This window comes from Terrabacter sp. C0L_2, from assembly GCF_036352015.1.
GTDB lineage: Bacteria > Actinomycetota > Actinomycetes > Actinomycetales > Dermatophilaceae > Terrabacter > Terrabacter tumescens.
Window position 1 is genome coordinate 93707 of the sequence record NZ_CP143557.1, and the last position, 21732, is coordinate 115438.

Here is a 21732-nt window from a genome sequence, read left to right on the forward strand (position 1 = left end):
CGAGACCGTCGCTCAGGACAGCGACGCTCCGCCGCACATGACGATCGCCTGACCCGTCACCATCGCGCCGGACGGCTCGAGCAGGAAGCGGGCCAGACCCGCGACCTCGGACGGCTCGACGAGCCGCCCGAGCGGCGGCACGACGGGCGGCACCGACGCTCGGTTGGGGTCCTCGAGCATGGGGGTGCGGGTCGGCCCGGGGGCGACGACGTTGACGGTGATGCTGCGCGGCGCGAGCTCGGCGGCCCAGGCTCGGGCCATCGCAGCGAGCGCGGCCTTGGTGGCGGCGTACTGGCTCTTGCCCGGCACGCCGGTCATGGTGCGGCTGCCGACGAGGACGACGCGGCCCCCGTCGGCGAGCACGTCGACGAGTCCGCCCACGAGCAGCTCGGCGCCGCGCACGTGCACGGCCCACATGCGGGCGCCGTCATCCGGGCGGAGCGCACCGACGCCGGCGGAGTACTGCAGGCCGGCGGCGTGGACGATCGCGTCCACGCCACCGGCCGCCGCCTCGCGCACCGCCCGCACGGCCTCGTCGGCTGAGATCACGTCAGCCAGGTCGCACGGCACCCACGTGGCAGCGCCCGGCAGCGCGCCGCGTGTGCGGCTGAGCCCGAGAACGTGCCACCCGGCACCGACGAGGTCGTGGGCGATGGCGAGGCCGATGCCCGAGCTGGCCCCCGTGACGACCGCGCTGCGTGTCGCGCGCTCGCCAGGTGGGGCGGGGGCCGGCTCGGGCCGTGCCGTGGCCGTCGCCTGCGTCACCGGGACGGGCCCCGCCGCAGCTGGTCGACGACGTCGGCGGTCAGGTGCACGTGCTTGATGGCGCGGCGGTGGTAGGTGTAGGCGACGTGCAGGTCGCCGTCGCGTCCGGGCAGCACCGAGGGATAGGACAGCTCGCGGTTGAGCCCGTCGCGCGAGTTGTTGGACATGCAGTAGCCGTCGCCGGTCTCGAGGTCGACGAGCACCGGCCACGAGCGTCCCTCGTCGGGGCTGAGGCCGAGGGTCATCGGGGCACGCGGCGCCCCCCAGAAGGCCGTCCGGCGCCCTTGCGCCTCAGCGGATTCCGGCGACGGTTCGGCGACGACCGGACCGTCGAGGCCGTCGACGACCCCCTCGTCGTCGATCTCGTCGTAGAGCGACACGCGCCGCTCGGTGGCGTCGAGGGCCGAGCTCCGGTTGAGGACGAGAGCGACCTCTCCCCCACCGACCGCGACGGCCTGGATCGAGGAGTTGTTGTTGGGCAGCCCGGTCGGCGTGGGCTCGGCCCAGGTCAGCCCGTCGTCGGTCGACGTCGTCTCCCAGACGTGGTCGGCCCACCGGCTGCGGAAGCAGGCCCAGAGCGAGCCGTCCTGTCGCACGACGATGTTCATGTGCACGCAGCCGAGCGAGCCGGGCACGGTCACCTCGGTCCACGAGTCACCGCCGTCGTCGCTCCACCAGACGCTCGACGTGTCCTCGTTGCCGACCCACTTCTCACCCGGGACGGTCACGCAGTTGAAGACCGGCAGCAGGATGCGCCCGCTCGCCAGGACGACCGGCGGCTGGCGCACGAAGACTCCACCCGTCTCGGTCGCCGGGAGGAGCACGGTCGGCGGCTCCCACGTCTGCCCACCGTCGCGCGACACGCGGCGACGCACCTCCGACGTGTCCTGGTTGCCGGCGAGCTGCGCCGTGTAGAGCAGCCAGACGTCCCCGTCGGGCGCCGTGAAGAGGACGGGGTTCTGCTCCGACCGCGTGGGGTCGTCGCTGAGCGGCACCGGGTCCAGCCACGTGTCGCTGCCGGCGGGCAGCCGTGAGAGGTAGGCGGTGATGTCGCTGACGCCCTCCTGGGTGCCACCGAACCACACGCACGCGAGGTCGCCACCGGGCAGCCACGCGAGGTTGGCTGCGTGGCACTGCACGGTCGGGGTGGGGAGGTATGCCGTGTGGCCGCCTCCGTCCCGAGCGCGCAGCAGGCCGTCGGTGGGGAGCACCTCCGCGGCGGCCGCGCTCACGACTCTCCCCGCGCCGCCCTGAGGTGGGCCGTCGCCGCCTGCTCGAGGTGGATGAGGTCGGAGCTGACCGTGGCGAGCGTGAAGCCCTGGCCGAGGCGCTTGGCCGCGACCTCCCCACTGGGAGTGTGGAACCCGGCCGCGATGCCGGCGTCCTGCGCCGCCTTGAGGACCCGCTCGACGGCGGCCTCGAAGACGTCGTCGACGGCAGGGTCGGTCGAGGTCGCGCCGCCCACGGCGAGCCGCAGGTCGGACGGGCCGATGTAGAGCCCGTCGATGCCGGGCGTCGCCGCGATGGCCTCGACGTTCTCGAGCCCCTGGGGCGTCTCAATCATGGCGAGCACGACGGTCGCCGCGTTGGAGTCGGCGGGGTTGGGGCCGATCCGCAGCTGAGAGCGCATGGGTCCGTAGGACCGGATGCCCTCCGGGCCGTACTTCGCGTAGGACACGGCGCGGGCGGCGTCCTCGGCGGTGTTGACGAGGGGAACGATGATGCCCGCCGCGCCCGCGTCCAGCGCCTGCCCGATGAGGAAGGGGTCGTTGGCGCCGACGCGCACCATGCCGACGGACTCGCCGCCGGCGTCGATGGCCTGCATGCCGCCGAGGATGCCCTTGTAGTCGAGCAGCCCGTGCTGGGCGTCGAAGCAGACGTAGTCGTAGCCGAGACGGGCGAGCCGTTCGGTCGAGACCGGCGAGTCGATGATGACCCAGTAGCCGAGGATGGTCTCGCGCGCCCGCACCCGGCGGGCGTAGTCGAGCACCCGCTCGCGGCTGCGCTCCATCGCGGTCCCTCCGCCGCCTCCCTGCCCGCTCATCGGTTGTACCCCGGCATCGACCCGGCGAGAGCCAGGCCTGCCTCGTCGCACGCGGCGACGACGTCGTCGGGGAGCGGACCGGCTTGTGCAGCAGTGATGTTGGCCTCCAGCTGGTGTGGTTTGGATCCCCCGAGGAGCACCGACGACACGACGGGCTTGCTCAGCAGCCAGCGCAGCGACAGCTCGGGGAGAGTGATGCCTGCCTCCGACGCGATCGCGCCGAGGGCCTCGATGACCGCGAACGTCTCGGCGTTCCAGTAGCGGTCCTTGTACATGGTCGCGAGCGCCGACGAGCCGAAGCGGCCCTCGCCCGGCGACTCCGTGAACGAGTGGCGGCCGGTCAGCAGGCCACCACCCAGGGGGTTGTAGACGATGGTCGCGAGACCCTTCGTCGTCGCGAACTCGGCGTACTCCGCCTCGATGCGGCGAGCGACGAGGTTGTAGAGCTGCTGCGCGAGGATCGGGCGCGGGGTGCCGAGGGCGTCGCACGCGGCGAAGACGTCACCGATCTGCCAGGCGGAGAAGTTCGAGACCCCGATGGCCCGGACCTTGCCCTCGGCGACGAGGTCGTCCAGCGCGGCGACGGTCTCGGCGATCGGCACCGACCGGTCGGGCTGGTGGAGGTAGTAGACGTCGACGTGGTCGGTGCGCAGCCGGCGCAGGCTCGCCTCGAGGGACGAGCGGAGACCAGCGGTCGACAGCAGCGGCGCGCCACCGGCGTCACCGGGGTAGATGCCCGCCTTGGTCGCGATGGTCGCGGCGTCCCGCCGGCCGGCGAGGATCTCGGCGAGCATCTCCTCGCTGCGCCCCGCGGCATACCCGTTCGCGGTGTCGATCGAGGTGATGCCCGCGTCGAGCGCGGTGTCGACCATGGTGCGCGCCGTGTCGAGGTCGACGGTGTCGCCGAACGTCATCGTCCCGAGGACGAGCCGCGAGAGCGGCCGGTCGAGGCCCGGCAGGTCGAGGGTGGGCAGTGTCGTGCCGGTCGTGCTCGTCGGGCTCGTCATGAGGCCTTCTCGGTCTCGGCCGCACGCGAGGCGGCGATGTGTCGGATGAGGTGTCGCGGCTTGATGCCGGTCATGAGTCCCGGCTCGAGGGCCGAGCGGCGCAGTCGCTGGGTGTACTCCTCCTGCGGGCGCGAGAGGAGGTCGTCGGTGCGGCCGCTCTCGACGATCCGGCCGGCCCGCATGACGATGGTGTCCTGCGAGATGGCCCGCACGACGCCGAGGTTGTGCGAGATGAAGAGGTAGGTCAGCCCGGTCTCGGCCTGGATGTCGGCGAGCAGCTCGAGCACCTGCGCCTGGACCGAGACGTCGAGGGCGCTCGTCGCCTCGTCGCACACGAGCAGCTCGGGGCCCGACGCGAGCGCCCGCGCGATGCCGATGCGCTGGCGCTGGCCGCCGGAGAACTCCGGAGGCTTGCGCTCGAGCGCGGTGCGCGGCAGCCCGACGCGCTCGATGAGCTCGGCCGCCTTGTCGCGCTGGGCCTTCCGCGACCTCTCGCCGCGCACGCGGATCGGCTCGGCGACGATCTCCTGGGCCGTCAGGTGCGGGTCGAGCGAGCCGTACGGGTCCTGGAAGACCATCTGGACGCGGTGGCGCATCGGACGCAGCTGCTTCTCGGCGAGCTGGGCCAGGTCGGTGCCGTCGAGGTCGATGACACCCGAGGTCGGCTTGAGCAGTCGCACGAGGGCCTTGGCGATCGTGGACTTGCCGCAGCCCGACTCCCCGACGATGGCGAGGGTGCCGCCGCGCGGGACGCTGAACGACACGTCGTCCACCGCCCGGAAGACCTCCTTGCCGCTGCGGTACTCGACGACGAGGTTGCTGACGGTGAGCAGGTTCTCAGCCATGGCTGGCCTCCTTCGCGAGCTCGGGCACGGCGAGCGCCGGGTCCTCCCACGGGCCGAGCTCGGGGATCGCCCCGAGCAGCCTCTGCGTGTAGGGGTGCTGCGGGTGGTCGACGACGTCGGTGACGGCGCCGCCCTCGACGAAGACGCCCGACTTCATGACGTGGATGCGGTCGCTCATGAGGCGCGCGACGCCGAGGTCGTGGGTGATGAGCAGCAGCGCGATGCCCGTCTGCTCCTGCAGCTCGAGCAGCAGGTCGAGGATGCCGGCCTGCACCGTGACGTCGAGGGCGCTCGTCGGCTCGTCGGCGACGATGAGGTCGGCGTCGGCCGAGACGGCCATGGCGATGAGCACCCGCTGGAGCATGCCGCCCGAGAGCTGGTGCGGGTAGGCGTCGAACTGCTTCTTCGGATCGCGGATGTGCACCTGCTCCATGAGCGACAGGGCCCGCGCCTTCGCCTCCGCCTTGCCGAGCTCGGGGTACTTCACGCGCACGGCCTCGGTCATCTGGCGGCCGATGGTGCGGATCGGGTTGAGGGCCGTCATCGGGTCCTGCGGGATGAGCGCCACCGCCCGGCCGCGCAGCGTGTCGATGACCTTGCGGTCGCCCGTCACGTCCTGGCCACCGATGCGGGCCTCGCCCGAGATGACCGCGAGGTCGTCGGGCAGCAGTCGCAGGATCGCCATGGCGGTCGTCGACTTGCCTGAGCCGGACTCGCCGATGATCGTCACGGTCTCGCCCGCGTCGATGTGGAAGCTGACGCCGTCGACGGCGCGGACGACCTTGGTGCCGGTCATGAGCTCGACCTGCAGGTCCTTGACCTCGAGGACGCTCACGACTCGTCTCCCTTCGCACGACGGACCCGGTCGCGCAGGCCGTCCCCGACGAGGTTGACGCCGACGACGAGCAGGGCGATGACGACGCCCGGGATCGTGACGAGCCACCACTTGCCGGTGACGAAGAGCTCGCGGCCGTCGGAGATGATGCCGCCCCAGGTCGGGTAGGGCCGCTGCACGCCCGCGCCGAGGAAGCTGAGCGCGCTCTCGAGGAGCACCGCCTGGGCGAGCAGCAGCAGGACGACGACGAGCACCTGCTGGAGGATGTTGGGGATGAGGTGCCGCGTGATGATCGAGATGCGGTGCAGGCCGAGCACGCGAGCCGCCGCGACGTAGGGCTTCTCCCTCTCGACGAGCACGAGCGCCCGGGTGATGCGCGCGGGCTCGGGCCACTGCGCGAAGGCGATGACGAGCGTGATGACCGGGATCGACGGGCCGAAGAGCGCCACGACGAGCAGCAGCATGAGCAGCAGCGGCAGCGACATCTGCGCCTCGAGCAGGCGCGAGACGATGGTGTCGACCCAGCCGCCGAAGTAGCCCGCGGCCGCGCCCGCGACGATCCCGACGAGACCCGAGACGAAGATCGCGAGCACGCCGATGACGAGGGAGGTCTGCCCGCCGTGCAGGACCCTGCTCAGCAGGTCGCGCCCGTTGGGGTCGGTGCCGAAGAGGTGACCGGCGCTGAACGGCGGCAGGGACGACTCCGAGAGCTGGCCGATGATCGGGTCGGGCAGCGGCAGCAGCTGCGCGAGCGCCACGGGGACCACGACGACGCCGGCGCAGATAGCCCCGACCCAGATCTTGATCGTGCTGTAGCGCGCCCGACGAGCGGCGGCCGACCGGCGCAGCAGCACCTTGGTGACCGCCGAGTCGCGGCCCAGGATCGACCCCGGGACCTCGCTGAGGTTGGGCACCTGCTGGCGTCCGGGCAGGTTCGTCGAGGTGGTCATGAGCTGGCCTCTCCGAGTCGGACCCGCGGGTCCATGAGCGGGTAGAGCAGGTCGACGAGCAGCTGGACGACGAGCGCGAGGACGACGGTCACGAGGACCGTGGCCTGGATGAGCGGGAAGTCGCGCTGCTTGAGGGCGTTGACGACGAGCTCCCCGACGCCCGGCCACTTGAAGACGACCTCGACGATGACGACACCGTTGAGCATCGCCGCGAAGCGTGTGCCCAGGGCCGTGACGACGGGGATGGCCGAGTTGCCGAAGGCGTAGCGCCACGTCAGTGCGCGCTCCGAGATGCCGCGCGAGCGCGCCACCGTCAGGTAGGGCGAGGCGAGGTTGACGACCATCTCGCGGCGCACGAGCCGACTGATCAGGGCGATCTGCAGGATCGCGATCGTCACCGTCGGCAGCACGATCGAGCTCGCCGACGTGAAGCCGGCCGGCTCGAACCAGCCGAGCTGCACCGCGAAGAGGATGAGCAGCACGAAACCGATCCAGAAGTCGGGCATCGACTGCCCGGCGATGGTGGCGATGTTCGCGCCGAGGTCCTTGGCGGTGTCGGCCCGTCGGGCCATCCACACGCCCAGCGGGATCGCGACCGCCGCCGTGACGACGATCGCGGCCACCGCCAGCGTGATGGTGTAGGGCAGGCGCTCCATGACGACCTCGAGCGCGGGGCGCTTGAAGAAGAACGACGTCCCGACGTCACCCTGGAAGAGGTGCTGCAGGAAGGTGACGAACTGGACCGGGATCGACTGGTCGAGCCCGAACTCCTCCCGGATGGCGGCGAGCTGTTCCGAGGTGGGGTTCGGCGGGGCGTAGTTCGCCGCCGGGTCACCCGGAGCCATCCGGAGCAGGACGAAGACCGTCGCGGTCGCGAGGAACGCGGTGAGCACGGTCTGCCCGATGCGCTTGAGGACGTAGGTCAACATGGGATCACCTGGAGGTGGGTGGGGCTGGCGGACCCGGTCAGGCCGAGACCGTCACGGAGCCGAGGTCGTAGGAGTTGATGGCGCGCAGCTTGAGCGTCGTGACGCGCTTGCGCTTGGCGAGGACGTTGTTGGGCGTCCAGGCCCACATGGCCGGCCACAGCGCCCAGATCTTCTCCTGGGCCTGCTTCAGCAGGTCGTTGCGCTTGGCCTCGTCGGCCTCGGCGCCGGCCTGGTCGAGCAGCGCGGTGATCTCGGGGACGACGAAGCCGTGGTAGGTGTCGCGCGTCTTCTCCTTCTCCGCCGTGCCGCCGTACTGGCCCTGCAGGTTGGTCAGGGCCAGGCCCGTCTGGTTGCCGTAGCCGTTGGCCAGGACGTCCCAGTCGCCGGCCTCGCCGCGGCGCCAGGCGTTGATCTCGCCGCCCTTGGGGATCATCTTGAGCGTCGCGGTCACGCCGACGGCCGCGAGCATCTGCGAGATGGCCTCGAGGACGCGCGAGGCGCCGGCGAACTCGGAGTCCTCCCAGATGAAGGTGAGCTTGAGGTCGCTCGCGCCAGCCGCGGCGAGCATCTGCTTGGCCTTGGCGGGGTCGTAGGTGTAGTCGCCCGTCTTGGCGAAGCCCGCGAGGGTCTTGGGCACGACGCCCTCGGCCGAGGTCACCTGGTTGTTCATCAGGGCCTTGATGAGCGAGTCGTGGTCGATGGCGTAGGTGAGCGCCTCGCGCACCTCGGGCTTGGACAGCGGGCTGCTCGCCGGCTTGCGGAAGTTGTAGAAGAGGTGGATCAGGCGCGTGCCCGGCGTCTCGATGACGTCGATGTCGGCGTTGGTCTTGAGCGAGGCAGCCGACTCGGGCGTGATGGTGTCGATGACGTCGGCCTGGCCGGAGGTGATGGCGATGACGCGCGCACCCTCCTCCTCCTGGTAGCTGACGTTGACCTCCTGGAGCTTGGCCTTCTCGCCCCAGTAGCTCTCGTTGCGGGTCAGCTTGTAGGTGCCGGTGCCGCTGTCGGCGCTCGCGATGACGAAGGGTCCGGTGCCGAGGCCGCCACTCAGCTCCTCGGCCTTGTTGTCCTTGGCCGGGGTGATGAGGATGTTGGACATCAGCGAGTTCAGCGTGACGACCGGGGTCTTGGTCGTGAGGGTGAAGGTCTTGTCGTCGACCTTCTTGAAGCTCGGCTGCTCGGGGAACTGCGACGCGACGTAGCCCGCCTTGACCTGGAAGTACAGCTTGAGCGCGGTCTCGACGTCCTCGACGGTGACCGGCGACTTGTCGGAGTAGTGGATGTCGCTGCGCAGCTTCACGGTCCACTCGGTGGGCTTCGTCTGCTCGAAGGACTCGGCGAGGACGAGCTCGGGCTTGAGGTCGTCGCCGATCTTCGTCAGGGCCTCGCGCACGGCGCGCTGGACGGTGACGGCCGCGTCGTACTGGTTCAGCTTGTTGTCGAGGCTGACCAGGTTGCGGTTGAGCACGATGCTCAGTGTGCCCCCCGCAGCCCCTGCACCGGCAGTGCTCGCGGTGTTGGCGGTCTTGGGCCCGGCGCACGCGGCGAGGGCGGGAGCGAAGAGCGCTCCGGCGCCGGCCAGCGAGGCGAATTTCAGGATCGAGCGACGCGAGACCTCACGCGTCGGCTGGTCAGACGTGGGAAGCAGAGCGGGCTGCTGGGGCATCGGGACTCCTCGTTGAGCGGTGGCCTCCCCGTCGGCGGCGCACGCTGCGCCCCTCGGGTTGACCAACCTTCGCACCATTGCGTGATGTGCGCAATACCTGTAGCGTTTTTTGTGAAAGGACGGATCGGCGCACGCCGTCCGGTGCGCCTCAGCCCATCGGCGCACCTCCCTTCAACACCACCGGCAAGGTCGCCAATTCCCTTGCTGCACAGGCATAACTGAGCATCGAGAGCAGTGAGGAGGAGACATGAGCGGACCGGTCCTGGGCATCGTGGCAGACGACCTCAGCGGCAGCGCAGAGTGCGCAGCACACGCTCTGATGCGTGTTTCGCGCAGCCGAGTCATCCTCTCCATCGACGCGCTTCCGCCCTCGCGGGCACCGCACGCCGCCGTCGACGCCGACATCGACGCCGTCGTCACGGTCGACACCGACTCCCGGCGGCTGGAGGCCGGCGACGCCGTGCGCGCCGTGCGCGCAGCAGCGGCCCTCGTGGCCGGCGCTCCCGTCGTCGTCAAGAAGGTCGACTCGCTGCTCCGGGGGCACGTCGCCGCCGAGGTGGCGGCCCTCGCCGAGGAGCTGCACCGGACCCCGGTCGTGGCCGTGGCCAACCCCGCGCTCGACCGCGTCGTGCGCGACGGCGTGCTCCACGTGGGCGGCACCCCCCTGCACCGCACGGACCTCTGGGCGGTCGAGCCGACGGCCGCGCCGTCCCGGGTCGCCGAGGCGCTGCACCCCCTGCGCACGGTGCTCGTCCCCCACACGGTCGTCGCGCTCGGGGGCGACGCCGTGGGCGACGCTCTCGCCGCGGCCGCCGGTTCCGGTCTCGTCGCCGTGTGCGACGCCGTCACCGAGGCCGATCTCGAGGTCGTGCACGCCGCAGCCGTCCGGGCCACCCCCGAGGCCCTGCTCGTCGGGTCGGGCGCCCTGGCGGCGGTCGCGGCCCGCGCCCTCCCCCGCGACCCCGACGGCCGGCCGCTCGACGGCGGCGGCCCGACCCCGGCCACCGACACCGCACGCTCGCTGCTCTTCGTGCTCGGGACCCGCGCGCCGGGCCTCCCGGCCCAGCTGACGAAGCTCTCGGCTGCGCACTCCGCGCAGACCGTGCTCGTGCGCCCCGACGAGCTGCTCACCGACCCCGAGGCCGTATGCGTGCGGCTCGCCGAGCTGAGCCGTGACGGTGTCGCCGGTGTCTTCGTCGTCGCCCTCGACCCCACCGCTCCCGCCGACCCCAACCGGTCGCGCGCCCTGACCGAGGCACTGGCCGACGTCGTCGCGCCGATGCTCGACCGCTACGACGCGGCGTTCCTCTCCGGCGGCGAGACCGCCCGCGCCGTCCTCGACCGCCTCGACGTCGGCTCGCTCGAGGTCCTCGGCGAGATCGGGACCGGCGAGACCGGGACCGGGAGCGTCGTGAGCCGGCGCCCCGGCGGCCGTCTCGTCGTCACCCGCCCCGGCAGCTTCGGCGACCCGTCCTCGCTCGCGCGCGTCGCCGCGCACCTGCGAGGCGCCCCCTCCACCTCGCCTGCACCCGGTGCAGCGCAGACCACCCCGACTCACACCGCAACCCGCGCCGTCCACGACGCGACCACCGAGGAGAACTCATGAGCGCCGCCCTTCCCCGCATCGCCGTGACCATGGGAGACGGCGCCGGCATCGGCCCCGAGATCATCGTCAAGGCCCTCGCCGACCCGCACGTCGCGACGATGGCGCGCACCGTCGTCGTCGGTGACGCCCTGCGCCTCAAGCAGGCCGCAGCGGTCGCCGGGGTCCCCGTCGACATCGTCACCATCGACGACGTCGAGCAGGCGAGCGAGATTCCCGGCCGCATCAACGTCATCGACCTCGCCCTGCTGCCGCCCGACCTGCCCTTCGGCCAGCTGTCCGCGGTGGCCGGCGACGCGGCCTACCACTACATCCGCGTGGCCTCGGAGCTCGCGATGGCCGGCAAGGTCCAGGCCATCTGCACGGCGCCGCTCAACAAGGAGGCGCTGCACGCGGGCGGGCACGTCTTCCCCGGCCACACCGAGCTGCTCGCCCACCTCACGGGCACGCCGGAGGTCTCCATGATGCTCTCGACCGAGAAGGTCAAGGTCATCCACGTCACGACCCACATCGGCCTCATCGATGCCGTCAACCGCATCGAACCGGGGCTCGTCGAGCGCGTCATCCGCCGCGGCCACAAGGCCCTCGTCGACGCCGGCAACCCGAACCCCAAGATCGGCGTGTGCGGCATCAACCCGCACGCCGGCGAGAACGGCCTCTTCGGCTACGGCGAGGAGGAGTCGAAGATCAACCCCGGCGTCGAGGCCGCGCGTGCCGACGGCATCGACGTGCACGGCGCCCTGCCGGCAGACACGCTCTTCTTCCTCGCGGGGCGCGGTGACTACGACCTCGTCGTCGCGATGTACCACGACCAGGGGCACGGCCCCGTCAAGGTGCTCGGCCTCGAGGCGGGCGTCAACGTGACGATCGGCCTGCCCGTCATCCGCACCTCCGTCGACCACGGCACGGCCTTCGACATCGCCGGCACGGGGGTCGCCGACCACCGCTCGATGATCGAGGCCCTGCGACTCGGCGCGGAGATGGCGCCGCGGCCCGTCGACGCCTAAGGTGCCCAGCGTGGCGAAGCACACCGCACAGACGCGTCGGGGCGAGATCGTCCGCCTCGCCACGACGAGTGGACTCGCGAGCGTGGAGGAGCTCTCCGACCAGCTCGGGGTGACCGCGTCGACGATCCGACGTGACCTCGCCAAGCTGACCGCCCAGGGCAAGCTGGCCCGCACCTACGGCGGCGTCATGAGCCTCGCCCACCACCCCGAGGCCTCGCTGCGCCAGCGTCTCGGTGAGGCCCACGCCGCCAAGCGCGACATCGCGCGGTGGGCCGCCGACCAGATCGAGCCCGGCGAGACGGTGCTCCTCGACGCCGGCTCGACGATGGGCGCGCTCGCCGACGCGATCACCAAGACGCAGGAGCTGACCGAGCTGACCGTCGTCACCGCCGGCATCAGCGCCATGGCCACCCTGACCGACAGCGTCGGCATCGACGTCATCGCGCTCGGCGGGCGCCTGCGGCCGCTCAGCCAGGCCTTCGTCGGTCCGCTCACCGAGGCCGCCGTGCAGCGGATGTCGTTCGACCGCGCCTTCATGGGCGCCGACAGCGTCCACGCCGAGCGCGGCATCTGCGAGGCCGACCTCGAGCAGACCCGCCTCAAGGAGCTGATGATGAGCCGCGCCGAGCACACCTACGTGCTCGCGCACGCCGACAAGCTCGGCCAGTCGCCCTTCCACGCTTGGGCGGTCATGCCGCCTCGGTGGACCCTCGTCACCGACGAGTCCGCCGATCCCGTTGCGCTGCAAGCGTTCCGCGACAACGACGTCGAGGTCGTCATCGCTCCGCGACGCGACTGAGCTCGCTCGTCACCCACCCGACGAGAAGCGGGCGTATGCCGTGAGGCGGGCCCCACGGCATACGCCCGCTTGTCCCGCGGCTCAGTCCTCGACGACGGTCGTCATGACCCAGTCGCGCACCTGCAGCATGTCCTCGAGGTGCTCGACGATGTAGGCCTGGTGCTCGGCCAGCTGGGCCTCGCACCACGCCTTGACCTCGCTCGAGCCGCGCACCTGGCGACCCGCGTTGTTGATGGCGTCCATGACGAGGGAGTAGCGGTCGACGCCGTTGCGCACGACCATGTCGAAGGGCGTCGTCGTCGTGCCCTCTTCGCTGAAGCCGCGCACGTGGAAGCGGTCGGCGTCCGGGCGGCCGTGGACGAGCTGGTGGATGGCGCCGTGGTAGCCGTGGAAGGCGAAGACGACGTCGACGTGGTCGGTGAACAGCTCACCGAAGCGCACGTCGTCCATGCCGTGCGGGTGGCTGCGCGCCCGCGGCAGCGTCATGAGGTCGACGACGTTGACGACGCGGACCCGCAGCTGCGGCAGCTTCTCCTTGAGGATCTGGGCCGCCGCGACGACCTCCATGGTCACGACGTCACCGGCGCAGGCGAGCACGACGTCGGGGTCGCGGTCGCCGTCGTCGGTGCCGGCCCAGTCCCAGATGCCGGCCCCCGCGGCGCAGTGCGCGATGGCCTCGTCCATCGTCAGCCACTGCGGCTGGGGCTGCTTGTCGATGACGATGAGGTTGACGTAGTTCTTGCTCCGGAAGCAGTGGTCCGCAACGGAGAGAAGGCAGTTCGCGTCCGGCGGCAGGTAGATGCGCGACACCTCTCCGCGCGCGTTGAGGACCGTCTGGATGAGCCCGGGCCCCTGGTGCGAGAAGCCGTTGTGGTCGTTGCGCCAGGCCGTCGACGTCAGCAGGATGTTGAGGCTGGGCACCTTGGCGCGCCACTCGAGCTTGTTGGCCTCCTGCAGCCACTTGCTGTGCTGCACGGTCATCGACGCGCTCACCATCGCGAAGGCCTCGTACGTCGCGAAGAGACCGTGGCGGCCGGTCAGCGTGTAGCCCTCGAGCCAGCCGTGGCAGGAGTGCTCGGACAGCACCTCCATGACGCGGCCGTCGTGCGAGAGCTTGACGTCGTCGTCGGTCACCCGCTCGGCCGTCATCCGGTCGGACACGTCGAACACCGCACCGACCCGGTTGCTGTTGGTCTCGTCGGGGCTGAAGAGCCGGAACGTCGTCGGGTTGCGCACGTAGAGCTCGCGCATCAGCTCACCGATGGCACGCGTCGACTCCTCCCGCGTGCTCGCCGGGGACGGCACGTCCCGGGCGAAGTCACGGAAGTCCGGGAGGTCGAGCTCGGTCGTGAGCACCCCGCCGTTGGCGTGCGGTGACGCGCTCATGCGCAGGTCACCCTCCGGGTTCGCCTGCAGGACGAGGTCGACGGGCCGACCGGACTCGTCGAAGAGCTCCTCCGGTCGGTAGGACCGCAACCAGCTCTCGAGCAGGGCGAGGTGCTCGGGGTTCTCCTTGACCCCTGAGAGCGGCACCTGGTGCGAGCGCCAGGTTCCCGTCACCTTGACGCCGTCGACCTCGGCCGGCCCCGTCCACCCCTTCGGGGTGCGCAGCACGATGAGCGGCCACCGCGGACGCTCGCCCATGGTCCAGCCGTCGGCGCGAGCCTCGGCCTGGATCGCGCGGATGCGGTCGTATGCCGTCGCGAGCGCCTGCGCGAAACGCTCGTGCATGCCGGGCACGTCGTCACCCTCGACCTCGAGCACGTCGTAGCCGTGCCCCTCGAGCAGGCTGCGGACCTCCGCGGGGTCCTTGCGGCCGAGCACGGTGGGGCCGGCGATCTTGGCGCCGTTGAGGTGCAGGACCGGCAGCACGGCGCCGTCACGACGCGGGTTGAGGAAGGAGATGCCCTTCCACGAGCCCTCGAGCGGGCCGGTCTCGGCCTCGCCGTCACCGACGACTGCGAGCGCCAGCAGGTCGGGGTTGTCCATGACCGCCCCGAAGGCGTGGACGAGGACGTAGCCGAGCTCGCCGCCCTCGTGGATCGAGCCGGGCGTCGTCACCGACACGTGGCTCGGGATGCCGCCGGGCGCGGAGAACTGCCGGAAGAGGCGCCGCACGCCGTCCCCGTCCGTCGTCACCTTCGGGTAGATCTCGGAGTAGGTGCCCTCGAGGTAGCCCGCCGCGACGAGCGCCGGACCGCCGTGGCCGGGGCCGGTGAGGTAGATCGTCTGCTGGCCCGTGTGGCGGATGACCCGCGACATGTGCGTGTAGACGAAGGACAGGCCGGGACTCGTGCCCCAGTGACCGAGCAGGCGCGGCTTGATGTCGTCCGGCTCGAGCGAGCGCTGCAGGAGCGCGTTGTCCTGCAGGTAGATCTGCCCGATCGTCAGGTAGTTGTTGGCGCGCCACCACGCGTCCATCGCGGCGATCTCGTCGGCGGTGGGGGGCGGCACGGAGGTCGTGGTCGTCGTCGTCACAGCGGGCGCCTCTCGAGGGGTCGGTGATCGTCGTCCCGTCGAGCCTCACGGACGCCGGCCGGGCTGGCAAGGGGTCGGCGCCCTGCCGACCGAGCCACACGGCATACGTCATCGGGTGGGACGGGCACCGGGCGGCCCGGGACAGAGCAGTGGGCCGGCCCCCGTCGGGACCGACCCACCCCACTCCGGAAGGTCAGCGGTCGAAGGCGTCCTTGACGTCCTTGCCCGCATCCTTGAGCTGCTCGCCCCGCTGCTTGAGGTCCGCCGAGGCCTGGTCACGCTCGCCCTCGGCCTCGAGTCGCTCGTTGTCGGTGACCTTGCCGGTGGTTTCCTTGGCCTTGCCCTTCAGGTCTTCACCCATGTTGCTGGCCTTGTCTTCGATACCCATGTCAGGGCCCCTTTCGCCTTCGATCGGATGCCTCTACCCCTACCCGGTCACCGTGCATCGCCACCAGAGCGGCAGTTCCACGACGGGTCCACGTCACGTCCACGACCAGGTCGACGGCACACGGCGTCAGTGGGCTTTGCGACACTGGAGGCGTGACCGCGATCCCCAACCCCGCCTCCGAGGTGACCCCGCCGTCCGCCCGTGGACCGCAGACGCGCGACCTCAGCCGGTTCGCCTACCTCTCCATCGCGGCGGCCGTCGTCACGATCACGCTCAAGGTCATCGCGTGGCGCATCACCGGCTCGGTCGGCCTGCTCTCCGACGCGGCCGAGTCGGTCGTCAACCTCGTCGCCGCGATCGCCGTGCTCATCGCCCTCAAGGTCGCGGCGATGCCGGCCGACAAGAACCACCACTTCGGCCACACCAAGGCGGAGTACTTCTCGGCGGCGATCGAGGGGATGATGATCTTCGTCGCCGCCCTCGTGATCATGTACACCGCGGTCGAGCGCTTCCTCAACCCGCGGCCGATCGAGAACGTCGGGCTGGGCCTCGCGATCTCCATGGTTGCGTCGGCCGTCAACGGCGCGGTCGCGGTGGTCCTGCTGCGCGCCGGGCGGCGCTACCGGTCGCTGACGCTCACCGCCGACGGCAAGCACCTCATGACCGACGTGTGGACCTCCGCCGGCGTCGTCGTCGGCGTGCTCCTCGTCGGCCTGACCCACGTCGAGCGGCTCGACCCCGTCATCGCCTTCCTCGTCGGCGTCAACATCGTCTGGACCGGGTGGAAGCTCATCCGCGAGTCCACCGAGGGCCTGATGGACATCTCGATGCCCAAGGAGGACAACCGCGCGATCGCCGAGATCCTGTCGCGCTTCGTCACGCGCGAGGTCCACTTCCACGCCCTGCGCACCCGCGTCTCCGGCCACCACCGGTTCGCCGAGGTGCACGTGCTCGTGCCCGGCGCGTGGACCGTCCAGCAGGGCCACGACCTCATGGAGGAGGTCGAGGACGCCGTCCACCGCGAGTTCGGCGAGATCACCCTGACCTGCCACCTCGAGCCGTCCGAGGACCCCCGCGCCTACGGCGACTACGCCGCCGAGTTCCCCATCCCCACGCACGACGACATCGTCGCCGCGCACGGGCCGGCTCCCCAGGGGGCCTCGGCGCCGCCGGCCAAGGGTGACGACGACGCATGAGCCCCACGCACGTCGTCGTGCCCTCGCCCATCGGTGACCTGACCGTCGTGGCCGAGGCCGGCGCCGTCACGCACCTGCTCATGGATGCCGCGAAGTACCGCCCTGAGCACCCCGACGTCCTCGGCGAGGTCGGGGATCAGGCCGACGAGCCCTTCGCGGCGGCAGCGGTGCAGCTCGCCGCGTACTTCGCCGGAGCCCTGACCGAGTTCGACCTGCCGCTCGCGCCGCGCGGTGACGCCTTCCACCAGCGGGTGTGGGCACTGCTGCGCGAGATCCCCTACGGCGAGACCCGCAGCTACGGGCAGCTGGCGGTCGCGCTCGGTGACCGCAACCTCGCCCAGGCCGTCGGCACGGCCAGCGGCCGCAACCCGATCGCCGTCGTCGTGCCGTGCCACCGCGTCATCGGCGCCGACGGCTCCCTCGTGGGGTATGCCGGTGGGCTGGATCGCAAGCGCTACCTCCTCGCGCTCGAGGAGCCTCCGGCCGACCGGTCCGGCCGCCTCTTCTGACGAGGCCCCCGCCCCACTCGAGTGGCCCCGCAACCCCACGCCTCCCACTCGAGTGGCCGCGCAACCCCACGCCTCCCCGTCGAGTGGCCCCGCAACCCCACGCCTCCCGCTCGAGTGGCCGCCCCGTCCCGTCCGCCACACTGGTGACCTCACACTTGCGCAGGCCGGAGCGTCTACAGGACATGTTGCAACCGTTCGAGCAGGCCGTCACCGAGCACGGGGCCGTGGTGCTGCGCGTCTGCCGCGCCGTGCTCGGCCCCACGGAGGCCGACGACGCGTGGTCCGAGACGTTCCTGTCGGCCCTGCGCGCCTGGCCGGACCTGCCCGACGACGCGAACGTCCGGGCGTGGCTCGTCACCATCGCGCACCGCAAGGCGATCGACGTCGCCCGGGCCGGCGCCCGGCACGCGGTCCCGGTCGGCGAAGTGCCCGATGCCACCGCCCCACGCGGCGACCAGCCGGAGGAGGCACTGCCCGACGCAGACCTCTGGCACGCCGTCGCCGCCCTCCCCGAGAAGCAGCGCCTCTGCGTGGCCTACCACCACGTCGCCGGCCTGCCCCACCCCCAGGTCGCCCGCATCGTCGGCGGCACGCCCGCGGCAGCGCGCCGCGCGGCGGCCGACGGCATAGCGCGGCTCCGGACCACCTACGCACCTGACGGAAGGGTGAGCCTCCATGTCTGACCACACGATCCAGCTCCTGACCGAGCCCAGCCCCGGAGACCGCGAGCGCCTGGACGCACTCCACGCGGCGCTCGTCGACCGCGCGTCGGCGGAGTCGTCCCTCGACGCGACCTTCCGCGTCGTCGACTCACCCGTCGGGGCGCTGCTGCTCGCGGCGACCGAGGAGGGTGTCGTGCGCGTCGCCTTCGAGGTCGAGGACCACGACCGGGTCCTCGAGTCGCTCGGCGCGACCATCGGCTCGCGCATCCTGCGCGGAGGCCACCGCCTCGACCTGCTGGCCCGCGAGCTCGACGACTACTTCGCCGGCCGTCGGCACGCCTTCGACGTGCCCCTCGACCTGCGCCTGGCCCGGGGCTTCCGACTGACGGTGCTGCGCCACCTCAGCGAGATCCCCTACGGCTCGACCGAGAGCTACGGCGAGGTCGCCGTGGCCTCGGGCAGCCCTAAGGCGGTGCGCGCGGTCGGATCGGCCTGCGCGACCAACCCGCTGCCGATCGTCGTGCCGTGCCACCGCGTGCTGCGCTCGGACGGCACTCTCGGCGGCTACCTCGGCGGCCTGCCGGCCAAGGAGCGCCTGCTCGCCCTCGAGCGGGCAGCGTGACGACTCCCACGATGGGACGGGGCGCTCACTCGACTCCGAATGGGCTGGGGCTGGGCGCTCACTCGACTGCGGATGGGGTGGGGCTGGGCGCTCACTCGACTGCGGATGGGGTGGGGCGGGGCGCTCACTCGATGTGGCAGGAGGGTGGGACGACGGGGCCACTCGAGTTGGCGGGGGTGGCACGATCGGGGCATGTGCCCTGGAGAGCCCTCGTGACGTGGCCCGTGCGTGAGACACACGTCGTCTACGAGAACCCGTGGATCCGCGTCCGGGAGGACGCCGTCACCCGGCCCGACGGGGCCGACGGCATCTACGGGGTGCTCGAGGTGCGGCAGCCGGCGGTCTTCGTCGTGCCCCTGACCGACGACGACGAGGTCGTCCTCGTCACGGTCGACCGGCACACCGTCGGCCCGTCGGTCGAGGTCCCCGCCGGCGGCACCGACGGCGAGGACCCCCTCGTCGCCGCCCGCCGCGAGCTCGCCGAGGAGACCGGGCTCCGGGCCGAGCACTGGCGGCAGGTCGGCACGATGAACGCCCTCAACGGCATCTGCCAGGCTCCCGAGGTCGTCTACCTCGCCACCGGCCTGTCGCCCTTGGCCGTCGACGACGAGGCCGCCCGCGCCGAGGAGGGCATCGGTCAGGTCCGGCGCGTCCCCGTCGGCGAGGTGCTGGGCATGGTCCGTGACGGCGCCATCGACGACGCCGAGACGGTCGCGGCCCTGATGTTCGCGCTCCTTGCCCTCGGCCGGGTGGGCTGAGGGCGAGGGCCTGCGCGAGCCCGGCACACGGCATACGAAAGAAGTCGTCGGCGCCTGCAACGGATCGTGGTGGCCACGTGTCCATAGGGGTGTACGAGAGACTCACACCCTGACCACCGGAACCGACGGGGACACATGAGACGCAGGGACGAGGCGGCGTTCCGCAGCTTCGTGGAGGAGCGGCAGACGATGCTGCGCCGACGCGCCTACCTGCTCTGCGGCAATTGGGCCGACGGCGACGAGCTCGTCCAGGAGGCGCTGGCCCGCGTCTACGTCGCCTGGCCGCGCATCGCCACGGGTGCCGAGACGGCCTACACGAGACGCACGATGATGAACCTCTACCTCAACGACCAGCGCAAGCGGCGCCGCGAGATCCTCACCGACGAGGCCCCCGAGCCCGCGACGACCGACCACGACCGCGAGCTCGCGTTGACCTTGGCCGACCTCTTGCGCGACCTGCCGGAGAAGCAGCGCGCCGTCCTCGTCCTCCGCTTCTGGGAGGACCTCACGGTGCCCCAGATCGCCGAGTGCACCGGCGTCGCCGAAGGCACCATCAAGAGCCAGATCTCGCGCGGGCTCGCCGTCCTGCGCGACCGACTCGCCGAACCACCACTGACCGGGGCGGGAGCCTTTCCATGAGCGACGACACGACGCGGGGCCCCGCCACCGCCCCGGAGGAGGGCGAGCTGCAGCTGCGAAAGGCGCTGTCCACCATGAACGACCTCGAACCACCGCGCGACGACCTCTTCGCCCAGCGCGCCCTGATGCGCGGCCGTGCGCGCACCTCGCGGCGCCGCTCCGCGCTCCTCGGCGCAGCAGCGGCGGTGGTCGTCGTGGGGGCCGTCGGCGGCACGTGGCTGGCCGGCAGTCACGGCGGGTCGTCGAGCGCCACGAGCGCGGGTTCGGCTGAGGTCATGAAGGATTCGTCGTCAAGTGCCGGCGCGGGCGACGGTGCCCGCAGTCCGCAGTCGCTCTCGGGGCACGGCGCGGCGGGCAGCCCCGGCGTTGCTCCATCAGTCCCGCCGGCGCGCGACACGACGCGGTGGTTCGGCACCCTCTCGACGCCGCAGACCACCGCATTCACGGCCGTCGAGCCGACCGTGGCCTCCCGATGGCCAGACGTCTTCTCGGGGGCGTATGCCGTCGACGCCGGGGGTGCCCGTCTGGCCGTCGTCGTCACCCGCCACGACCCCGCCCTGGAGGACCTCGTGACGCGTGCGATGCCGTCACCGACCGATGTGGAGTTCGTCGTCATGAGCCATACGCTGGCCGAGAAGGAGAAGGTCGCCAAGGAGATCGTCGACCAGCGGATGCTGTGGCGCTCCAAGGGAATCGAGATCATCGCCGTCACGCAGGACGCCCGCGCCGACCAGGTCGTCGTCATGGCGGACGAGGGCTCCTCCCCCGGTCTCATCGCGCAGCAGTACGGCGACATCGTCCGGGTCGTCCCGTCCACGCAGACGGCGCCGGGCAAGCTGCCGGACGGGAGCACGCTGCCGCCCCTGCAGCAGTGAGCCCGCCCTGAGCCGATCTCGCGTCGGTCGGCGCGGTTAGGCTGCCGGACATGGAGCAGCCGACCCCTCCGCAGGCCCCGATCAGCCCGATCGACGCGCTGCGCCGCATCTGCTTCCTGCTCGAGCGGGGACGCGAGAGCAGCTACCGCATCGACGCCTTCCGCAAGACGATCGAGGCGATCACGCTCATCAGCGACGACGAGCTGCGTGAGCGGGTTGAGGCCGGAACTCTCAAGCAGATCAAGGGAATCGGCGACTCGAGCGCCGCGATCATCGGCCAGGCGGTGCGCGGGGTCCTGCCTGCCTACCTCGTCTCTACCGAGGAGAAGCACGGGGAGCCACTGACCCGCGGGGGCGAGGCTCTCTACGCCGCGCTGCGGGGCGACCTGCACGCGCACTCCAACTGGAGCGACGGTGGCAGCCCCATCGAGGAGATGGTGCTCGCGGCCGTCGAGCTCGGCCAGGAGTGGATGGCCCTGACCGACCACTCGCCGCGGCTCAGGGTCGCCAACGGCCTGAGCCGCGAGCGCCTCACCGACCAGCTGAAGCGGGTCGACGCGATCAACGCCAGCCTCGGCGACTCCTTCACGCTGCTGCGGGGCATCGAGGTCGACATCCACCTCGACGGCAGCCTCGACCAGGACGACGACATGCTCGACCAGCTCGACGTCGTCACGGCCTCGATCCACTCCAAGCTGCGCCAGCCGTCGTTCGAGATGACCCCCCGCATGGTGACCGCCGTGCGCAACCCACGCACCAACGTCCTGGCCCACTGCACCGGACAGCTCGTGACCGGAGGCCGCGGCAAGCGGCCCCCGTCGCAGTTCGACGCCGAGAAGGTCTTCCGAGCCTGCCTCGAGAACGACGTCGCCGTCGAGATCAACTCCCGCCCCGAGCGCTGCGACCCGCCCGACGAGCTCATCGAGCTCGCCCGTGACCTCGGGTGCCTCTTCAGCATCGACTCGGACGCCCACGCGCCGGGCCAGCTCGACATGAAGTCGCTGGGCTGCGAGCGGGCCGAGCGGCTCGGCATCCCCGCCGAGCGCATCGTCACGACGTGGCCCGTCGACGACGTCCGAGCCTGGGCCAAGGGCTGATCCGGCACCCCTCGGAGCGGCCTCGGGAGCCGATTTGGACGGTGCCGGAAACTCCCAT

The 21732-nt window shown here is 71.5% G+C and carries 22 protein-coding genes; 11 read left to right on the top strand and 11 right to left on the bottom strand.

Going from position 1 to position 21732, the window contains the following annotated elements:
* Positions 1-12 precede the first annotated feature (12 nt).
* Genes U5C87_RS00490 through U5C87_RS00530 form a run of 9 tightly spaced genes read right to left on the bottom strand, consistent with a single transcriptional unit; the run spans position 13 to position 9041 of the window.
* Positions 13-765: an SDR family NAD(P)-dependent oxidoreductase gene (locus tag U5C87_RS00490; RefSeq protein WP_330474708.1), complete on the bottom strand. Its 753-nt coding sequence runs from the start codon at positions 763-765 to the stop codon at positions 13-15.
* A complete protein-coding gene (locus tag U5C87_RS00495) occupies positions 762-1997 on the bottom strand; it encodes a sialidase family protein (protein WP_330474709.1) in 1236 nt (411 codons plus the stop codon). Before U5C87_RS00495 ends, U5C87_RS00490 begins: the two co-directional genes overlap by 4 nt.
* Positions 1994-2809, bottom strand: coding sequence for an HpcH/HpaI aldolase family protein (locus U5C87_RS00500; protein WP_330474710.1), 816 nt, complete (start codon positions 2807-2809; stop codon positions 1994-1996). The genes U5C87_RS00495 and U5C87_RS00500 overlap by 4 nt, the downstream gene beginning before the upstream one ends.
* Entirely contained in the window at positions 2806-3816 is a 1011-nt protein-coding gene (locus U5C87_RS00505; RefSeq protein ID WP_330474711.1) for an aldo/keto reductase, read from the bottom strand. Before U5C87_RS00505 ends, U5C87_RS00500 begins: the two co-directional genes overlap by 4 nt.
* Positions 3813-4661, bottom strand: a complete 849-nt coding sequence (locus U5C87_RS00510) for an ATP-binding cassette domain-containing protein (RefSeq protein ID WP_330474712.1) — start codon at positions 4659-4661, stop codon at positions 3813-3815. The genes U5C87_RS00505 and U5C87_RS00510 overlap by 4 nt, the downstream gene beginning before the upstream one ends.
* Entirely contained in the window at positions 4654-5496 is an 843-nt protein-coding gene (locus tag U5C87_RS00515) for an ABC transporter ATP-binding protein (protein ID WP_330474713.1), read from the bottom strand. The genes U5C87_RS00510 and U5C87_RS00515 overlap by 8 nt, the downstream gene beginning before the upstream one ends.
* Positions 5493-6446, bottom strand: a complete 954-nt coding sequence (locus U5C87_RS00520) for an ABC transporter permease (RefSeq protein ID WP_330474714.1) — start codon at positions 6444-6446, stop codon at positions 5493-5495. The genes U5C87_RS00515 and U5C87_RS00520 overlap by 4 nt, the downstream gene beginning before the upstream one ends.
* Entirely contained in the window at positions 6443-7375 is a 933-nt protein-coding gene (locus tag U5C87_RS00525; protein ID WP_030199539.1) for an ABC transporter permease, read from the bottom strand. Before U5C87_RS00525 ends, U5C87_RS00520 begins: the two co-directional genes overlap by 4 nt.
* A 37-nt stretch (positions 7376-7412) precedes the next feature.
* Complete coding sequence (locus U5C87_RS00530) at positions 7413-9041, bottom strand: ABC transporter substrate-binding protein (protein ID WP_330474715.1); 1629 nt, start codon at positions 9039-9041, stop codon at positions 7413-7415.
* A gap of 247 nt (positions 9042-9288) precedes the next feature.
* Here U5C87_RS00530 and U5C87_RS00535 point away from each other — a divergent pair, with 247 nt between their 5' ends.
* Genes U5C87_RS00535 through U5C87_RS00545 form a run of 3 tightly spaced genes read left to right on the top strand, consistent with a single transcriptional unit; the run spans position 9289 to position 12450 of the window.
* A complete protein-coding gene (locus U5C87_RS00535; protein ID WP_330474716.1) occupies positions 9289-10647 on the top strand; it encodes a four-carbon acid sugar kinase family protein in 1359 nt (452 codons plus the stop codon).
* The gene (pdxA, locus tag U5C87_RS00540) at positions 10644-11651 is read left to right on the top strand and encodes a 4-hydroxythreonine-4-phosphate dehydrogenase PdxA (RefSeq protein WP_330474717.1); all 1008 of its coding nucleotides are present in this window, start codon (positions 10644-10646) and stop codon (positions 11649-11651) included. The genes U5C87_RS00535 and pdxA overlap by 4 nt, the downstream gene beginning before the upstream one ends.
* Before the next feature lie 10 nt (positions 11652-11661).
* Complete coding sequence (locus U5C87_RS00545) at positions 11662-12450, top strand: DeoR/GlpR family DNA-binding transcription regulator (RefSeq protein ID WP_330474718.1); 789 nt, start codon at positions 11662-11664, stop codon at positions 12448-12450.
* An 81-nt stretch (positions 12451-12531) separates the two neighbouring features.
* Here the strand turns inward: U5C87_RS00545 and U5C87_RS00550 are convergent, their stop codons facing one another.
* Entirely contained in the window at positions 12532-14928 is a 2397-nt protein-coding gene (locus U5C87_RS00550; protein ID WP_330474719.1) for a phosphoketolase family protein, read from the bottom strand.
* Positions 14929-15121: 193 nt separating this feature from the next.
* Complete coding sequence (locus U5C87_RS00555; RefSeq protein ID WP_330474720.1) at positions 15122-15316, bottom strand: CsbD family protein; 195 nt, start codon at positions 15314-15316, stop codon at positions 15122-15124.
* Between the two features lie 152 nt (positions 15317-15468).
* On the opposite strand from U5C87_RS00555, the gene U5C87_RS00560 reads away from it, so the two are divergent.
* The 8 genes from U5C87_RS00560 to U5C87_RS00595 all read left to right on the top strand — a co-directional run bounded on the left by U5C87_RS00560 (position 15469) and on the right by U5C87_RS00595 (position 21674).
* Positions 15469-16512 (top strand): cation diffusion facilitator family transporter, encoded by a 1044-nt coding sequence (locus U5C87_RS00560; RefSeq protein ID WP_443082093.1) that lies wholly within the window; start codon positions 15469-15471, stop codon positions 16510-16512.
* Complete coding sequence (locus U5C87_RS00565) at positions 16509-17021, top strand: methylated-DNA--[protein]-cysteine S-methyltransferase (protein ID WP_330474721.1); 513 nt, start codon at positions 16509-16511, stop codon at positions 17019-17021. Before U5C87_RS00560 ends, U5C87_RS00565 begins: the two co-directional genes overlap by 4 nt.
* 182 nt (positions 17022-17203) lie before the next feature.
* On the top strand, positions 17204-17704 hold the full coding sequence (locus U5C87_RS00570) for an RNA polymerase sigma factor (RefSeq protein ID WP_330474722.1): 501 nt from the start codon (positions 17204-17206) through the stop codon (positions 17702-17704).
* Positions 17697-18305, top strand: a complete 609-nt coding sequence (locus U5C87_RS00575) for a methylated-DNA--[protein]-cysteine S-methyltransferase (protein WP_330474723.1) — start codon at positions 17697-17699, stop codon at positions 18303-18305. Before U5C87_RS00570 ends, U5C87_RS00575 begins: the two co-directional genes overlap by 8 nt.
* A 212-nt stretch (positions 18306-18517) precedes the next feature.
* Positions 18518-19063 carry an NUDIX hydrolase gene (locus U5C87_RS00580; RefSeq protein ID WP_330474724.1) on the top strand — a complete coding sequence of 182 codons (546 nt, stop codon included), beginning with the start codon at positions 18518-18520 and terminating at the stop codon, positions 19061-19063.
* A 135-nt stretch (positions 19064-19198) separates the two neighbouring features.
* The gene (locus U5C87_RS00585) at positions 19199-19702 is read left to right on the top strand and encodes a SigE family RNA polymerase sigma factor (RefSeq protein ID WP_330474725.1); all 504 of its coding nucleotides are present in this window, start codon (positions 19199-19201) and stop codon (positions 19700-19702) included.
* Complete coding sequence (locus U5C87_RS00590) at positions 19699-20577, top strand: hypothetical protein (protein ID WP_330474726.1); 879 nt, start codon at positions 19699-19701, stop codon at positions 20575-20577. Before U5C87_RS00585 ends, U5C87_RS00590 begins: the two co-directional genes overlap by 4 nt.
* A 50-nt stretch (positions 20578-20627) precedes the next feature.
* Positions 20628-21674 carry a PHP domain-containing protein gene (locus U5C87_RS00595; protein WP_330474727.1) on the top strand — a complete coding sequence of 349 codons (1047 nt, stop codon included), beginning with the start codon at positions 20628-20630 and terminating at the stop codon, positions 21672-21674.
* Positions 21675-21732 lie beyond the last annotated feature (58 nt).

Excerpts from the sequence above, each read along its gene's own strand:
- U5C87_RS00500 (WP_330474710.1), bottom strand. The coding sequence starts at position 2,809 with ATGAGCGGGCAGGGAGGCGGCGGAGGGACCGCGATGGAGCGCAGCCGC.
- U5C87_RS00505 (WP_330474711.1), bottom strand. The coding sequence starts at position 3,816 with ATGACGAGCCCGACGAGCACGACCGGCACGACACTGCCCACCCTCGAC.
- U5C87_RS00510 (WP_330474712.1), bottom strand. The coding sequence starts at position 4,661 with ATGGCTGAGAACCTGCTCACCGTCAGCAACCTCGTCGTCGAGTACCGC.
- U5C87_RS00520 (WP_330474714.1), bottom strand. The coding sequence starts at position 6,446 with ATGACCACCTCGACGAACCTGCCCGGACGCCAGCAGGTGCCCAACCTC.
- U5C87_RS00525 (WP_030199539.1), bottom strand. The coding sequence starts at position 7,375 with ATGTTGACCTACGTCCTCAAGCGCATCGGGCAGACCGTGCTCACCGCG.
- U5C87_RS00530 (WP_330474715.1), bottom strand. The coding sequence starts at position 9,041 with ATGCCCCAGCAGCCCGCTCTGCTTCCCACGTCTGACCAGCCGACGCGT.
- U5C87_RS00535 (WP_330474716.1), top strand. The coding sequence starts at position 9,289 with ATGAGCGGACCGGTCCTGGGCATCGTGGCAGACGACCTCAGCGGCAGC.
- pdxA (WP_330474717.1), top strand. The coding sequence starts at position 10,644 with ATGAGCGCCGCCCTTCCCCGCATCGCCGTGACCATGGGAGACGGCGCC.
- U5C87_RS00555 (WP_330474720.1), bottom strand. The coding sequence starts at position 15,316 with ATGGGTATCGAAGACAAGGCCAGCAACATGGGTGAAGACCTGAAGGGC.
- U5C87_RS00565 (WP_330474721.1), top strand. The coding sequence starts at position 16,509 with ATGAGCCCCACGCACGTCGTCGTGCCCTCGCCCATCGGTGACCTGACC.
- U5C87_RS00570 (WP_330474722.1), top strand. The coding sequence starts at position 17,204 with ATGTTGCAACCGTTCGAGCAGGCCGTCACCGAGCACGGGGCCGTGGTG.
- U5C87_RS00575 (WP_330474723.1), top strand. The coding sequence starts at position 17,697 with ATGTCTGACCACACGATCCAGCTCCTGACCGAGCCCAGCCCCGGAGAC.
- U5C87_RS00585 (WP_330474725.1), top strand. The coding sequence starts at position 19,199 with ATGAGACGCAGGGACGAGGCGGCGTTCCGCAGCTTCGTGGAGGAGCGG.
- U5C87_RS00590 (WP_330474726.1), top strand. The coding sequence starts at position 19,699 with ATGAGCGACGACACGACGCGGGGCCCCGCCACCGCCCCGGAGGAGGGC.
- U5C87_RS00595 (WP_330474727.1), top strand. The coding sequence starts at position 20,628 with ATGGAGCAGCCGACCCCTCCGCAGGCCCCGATCAGCCCGATCGACGCG.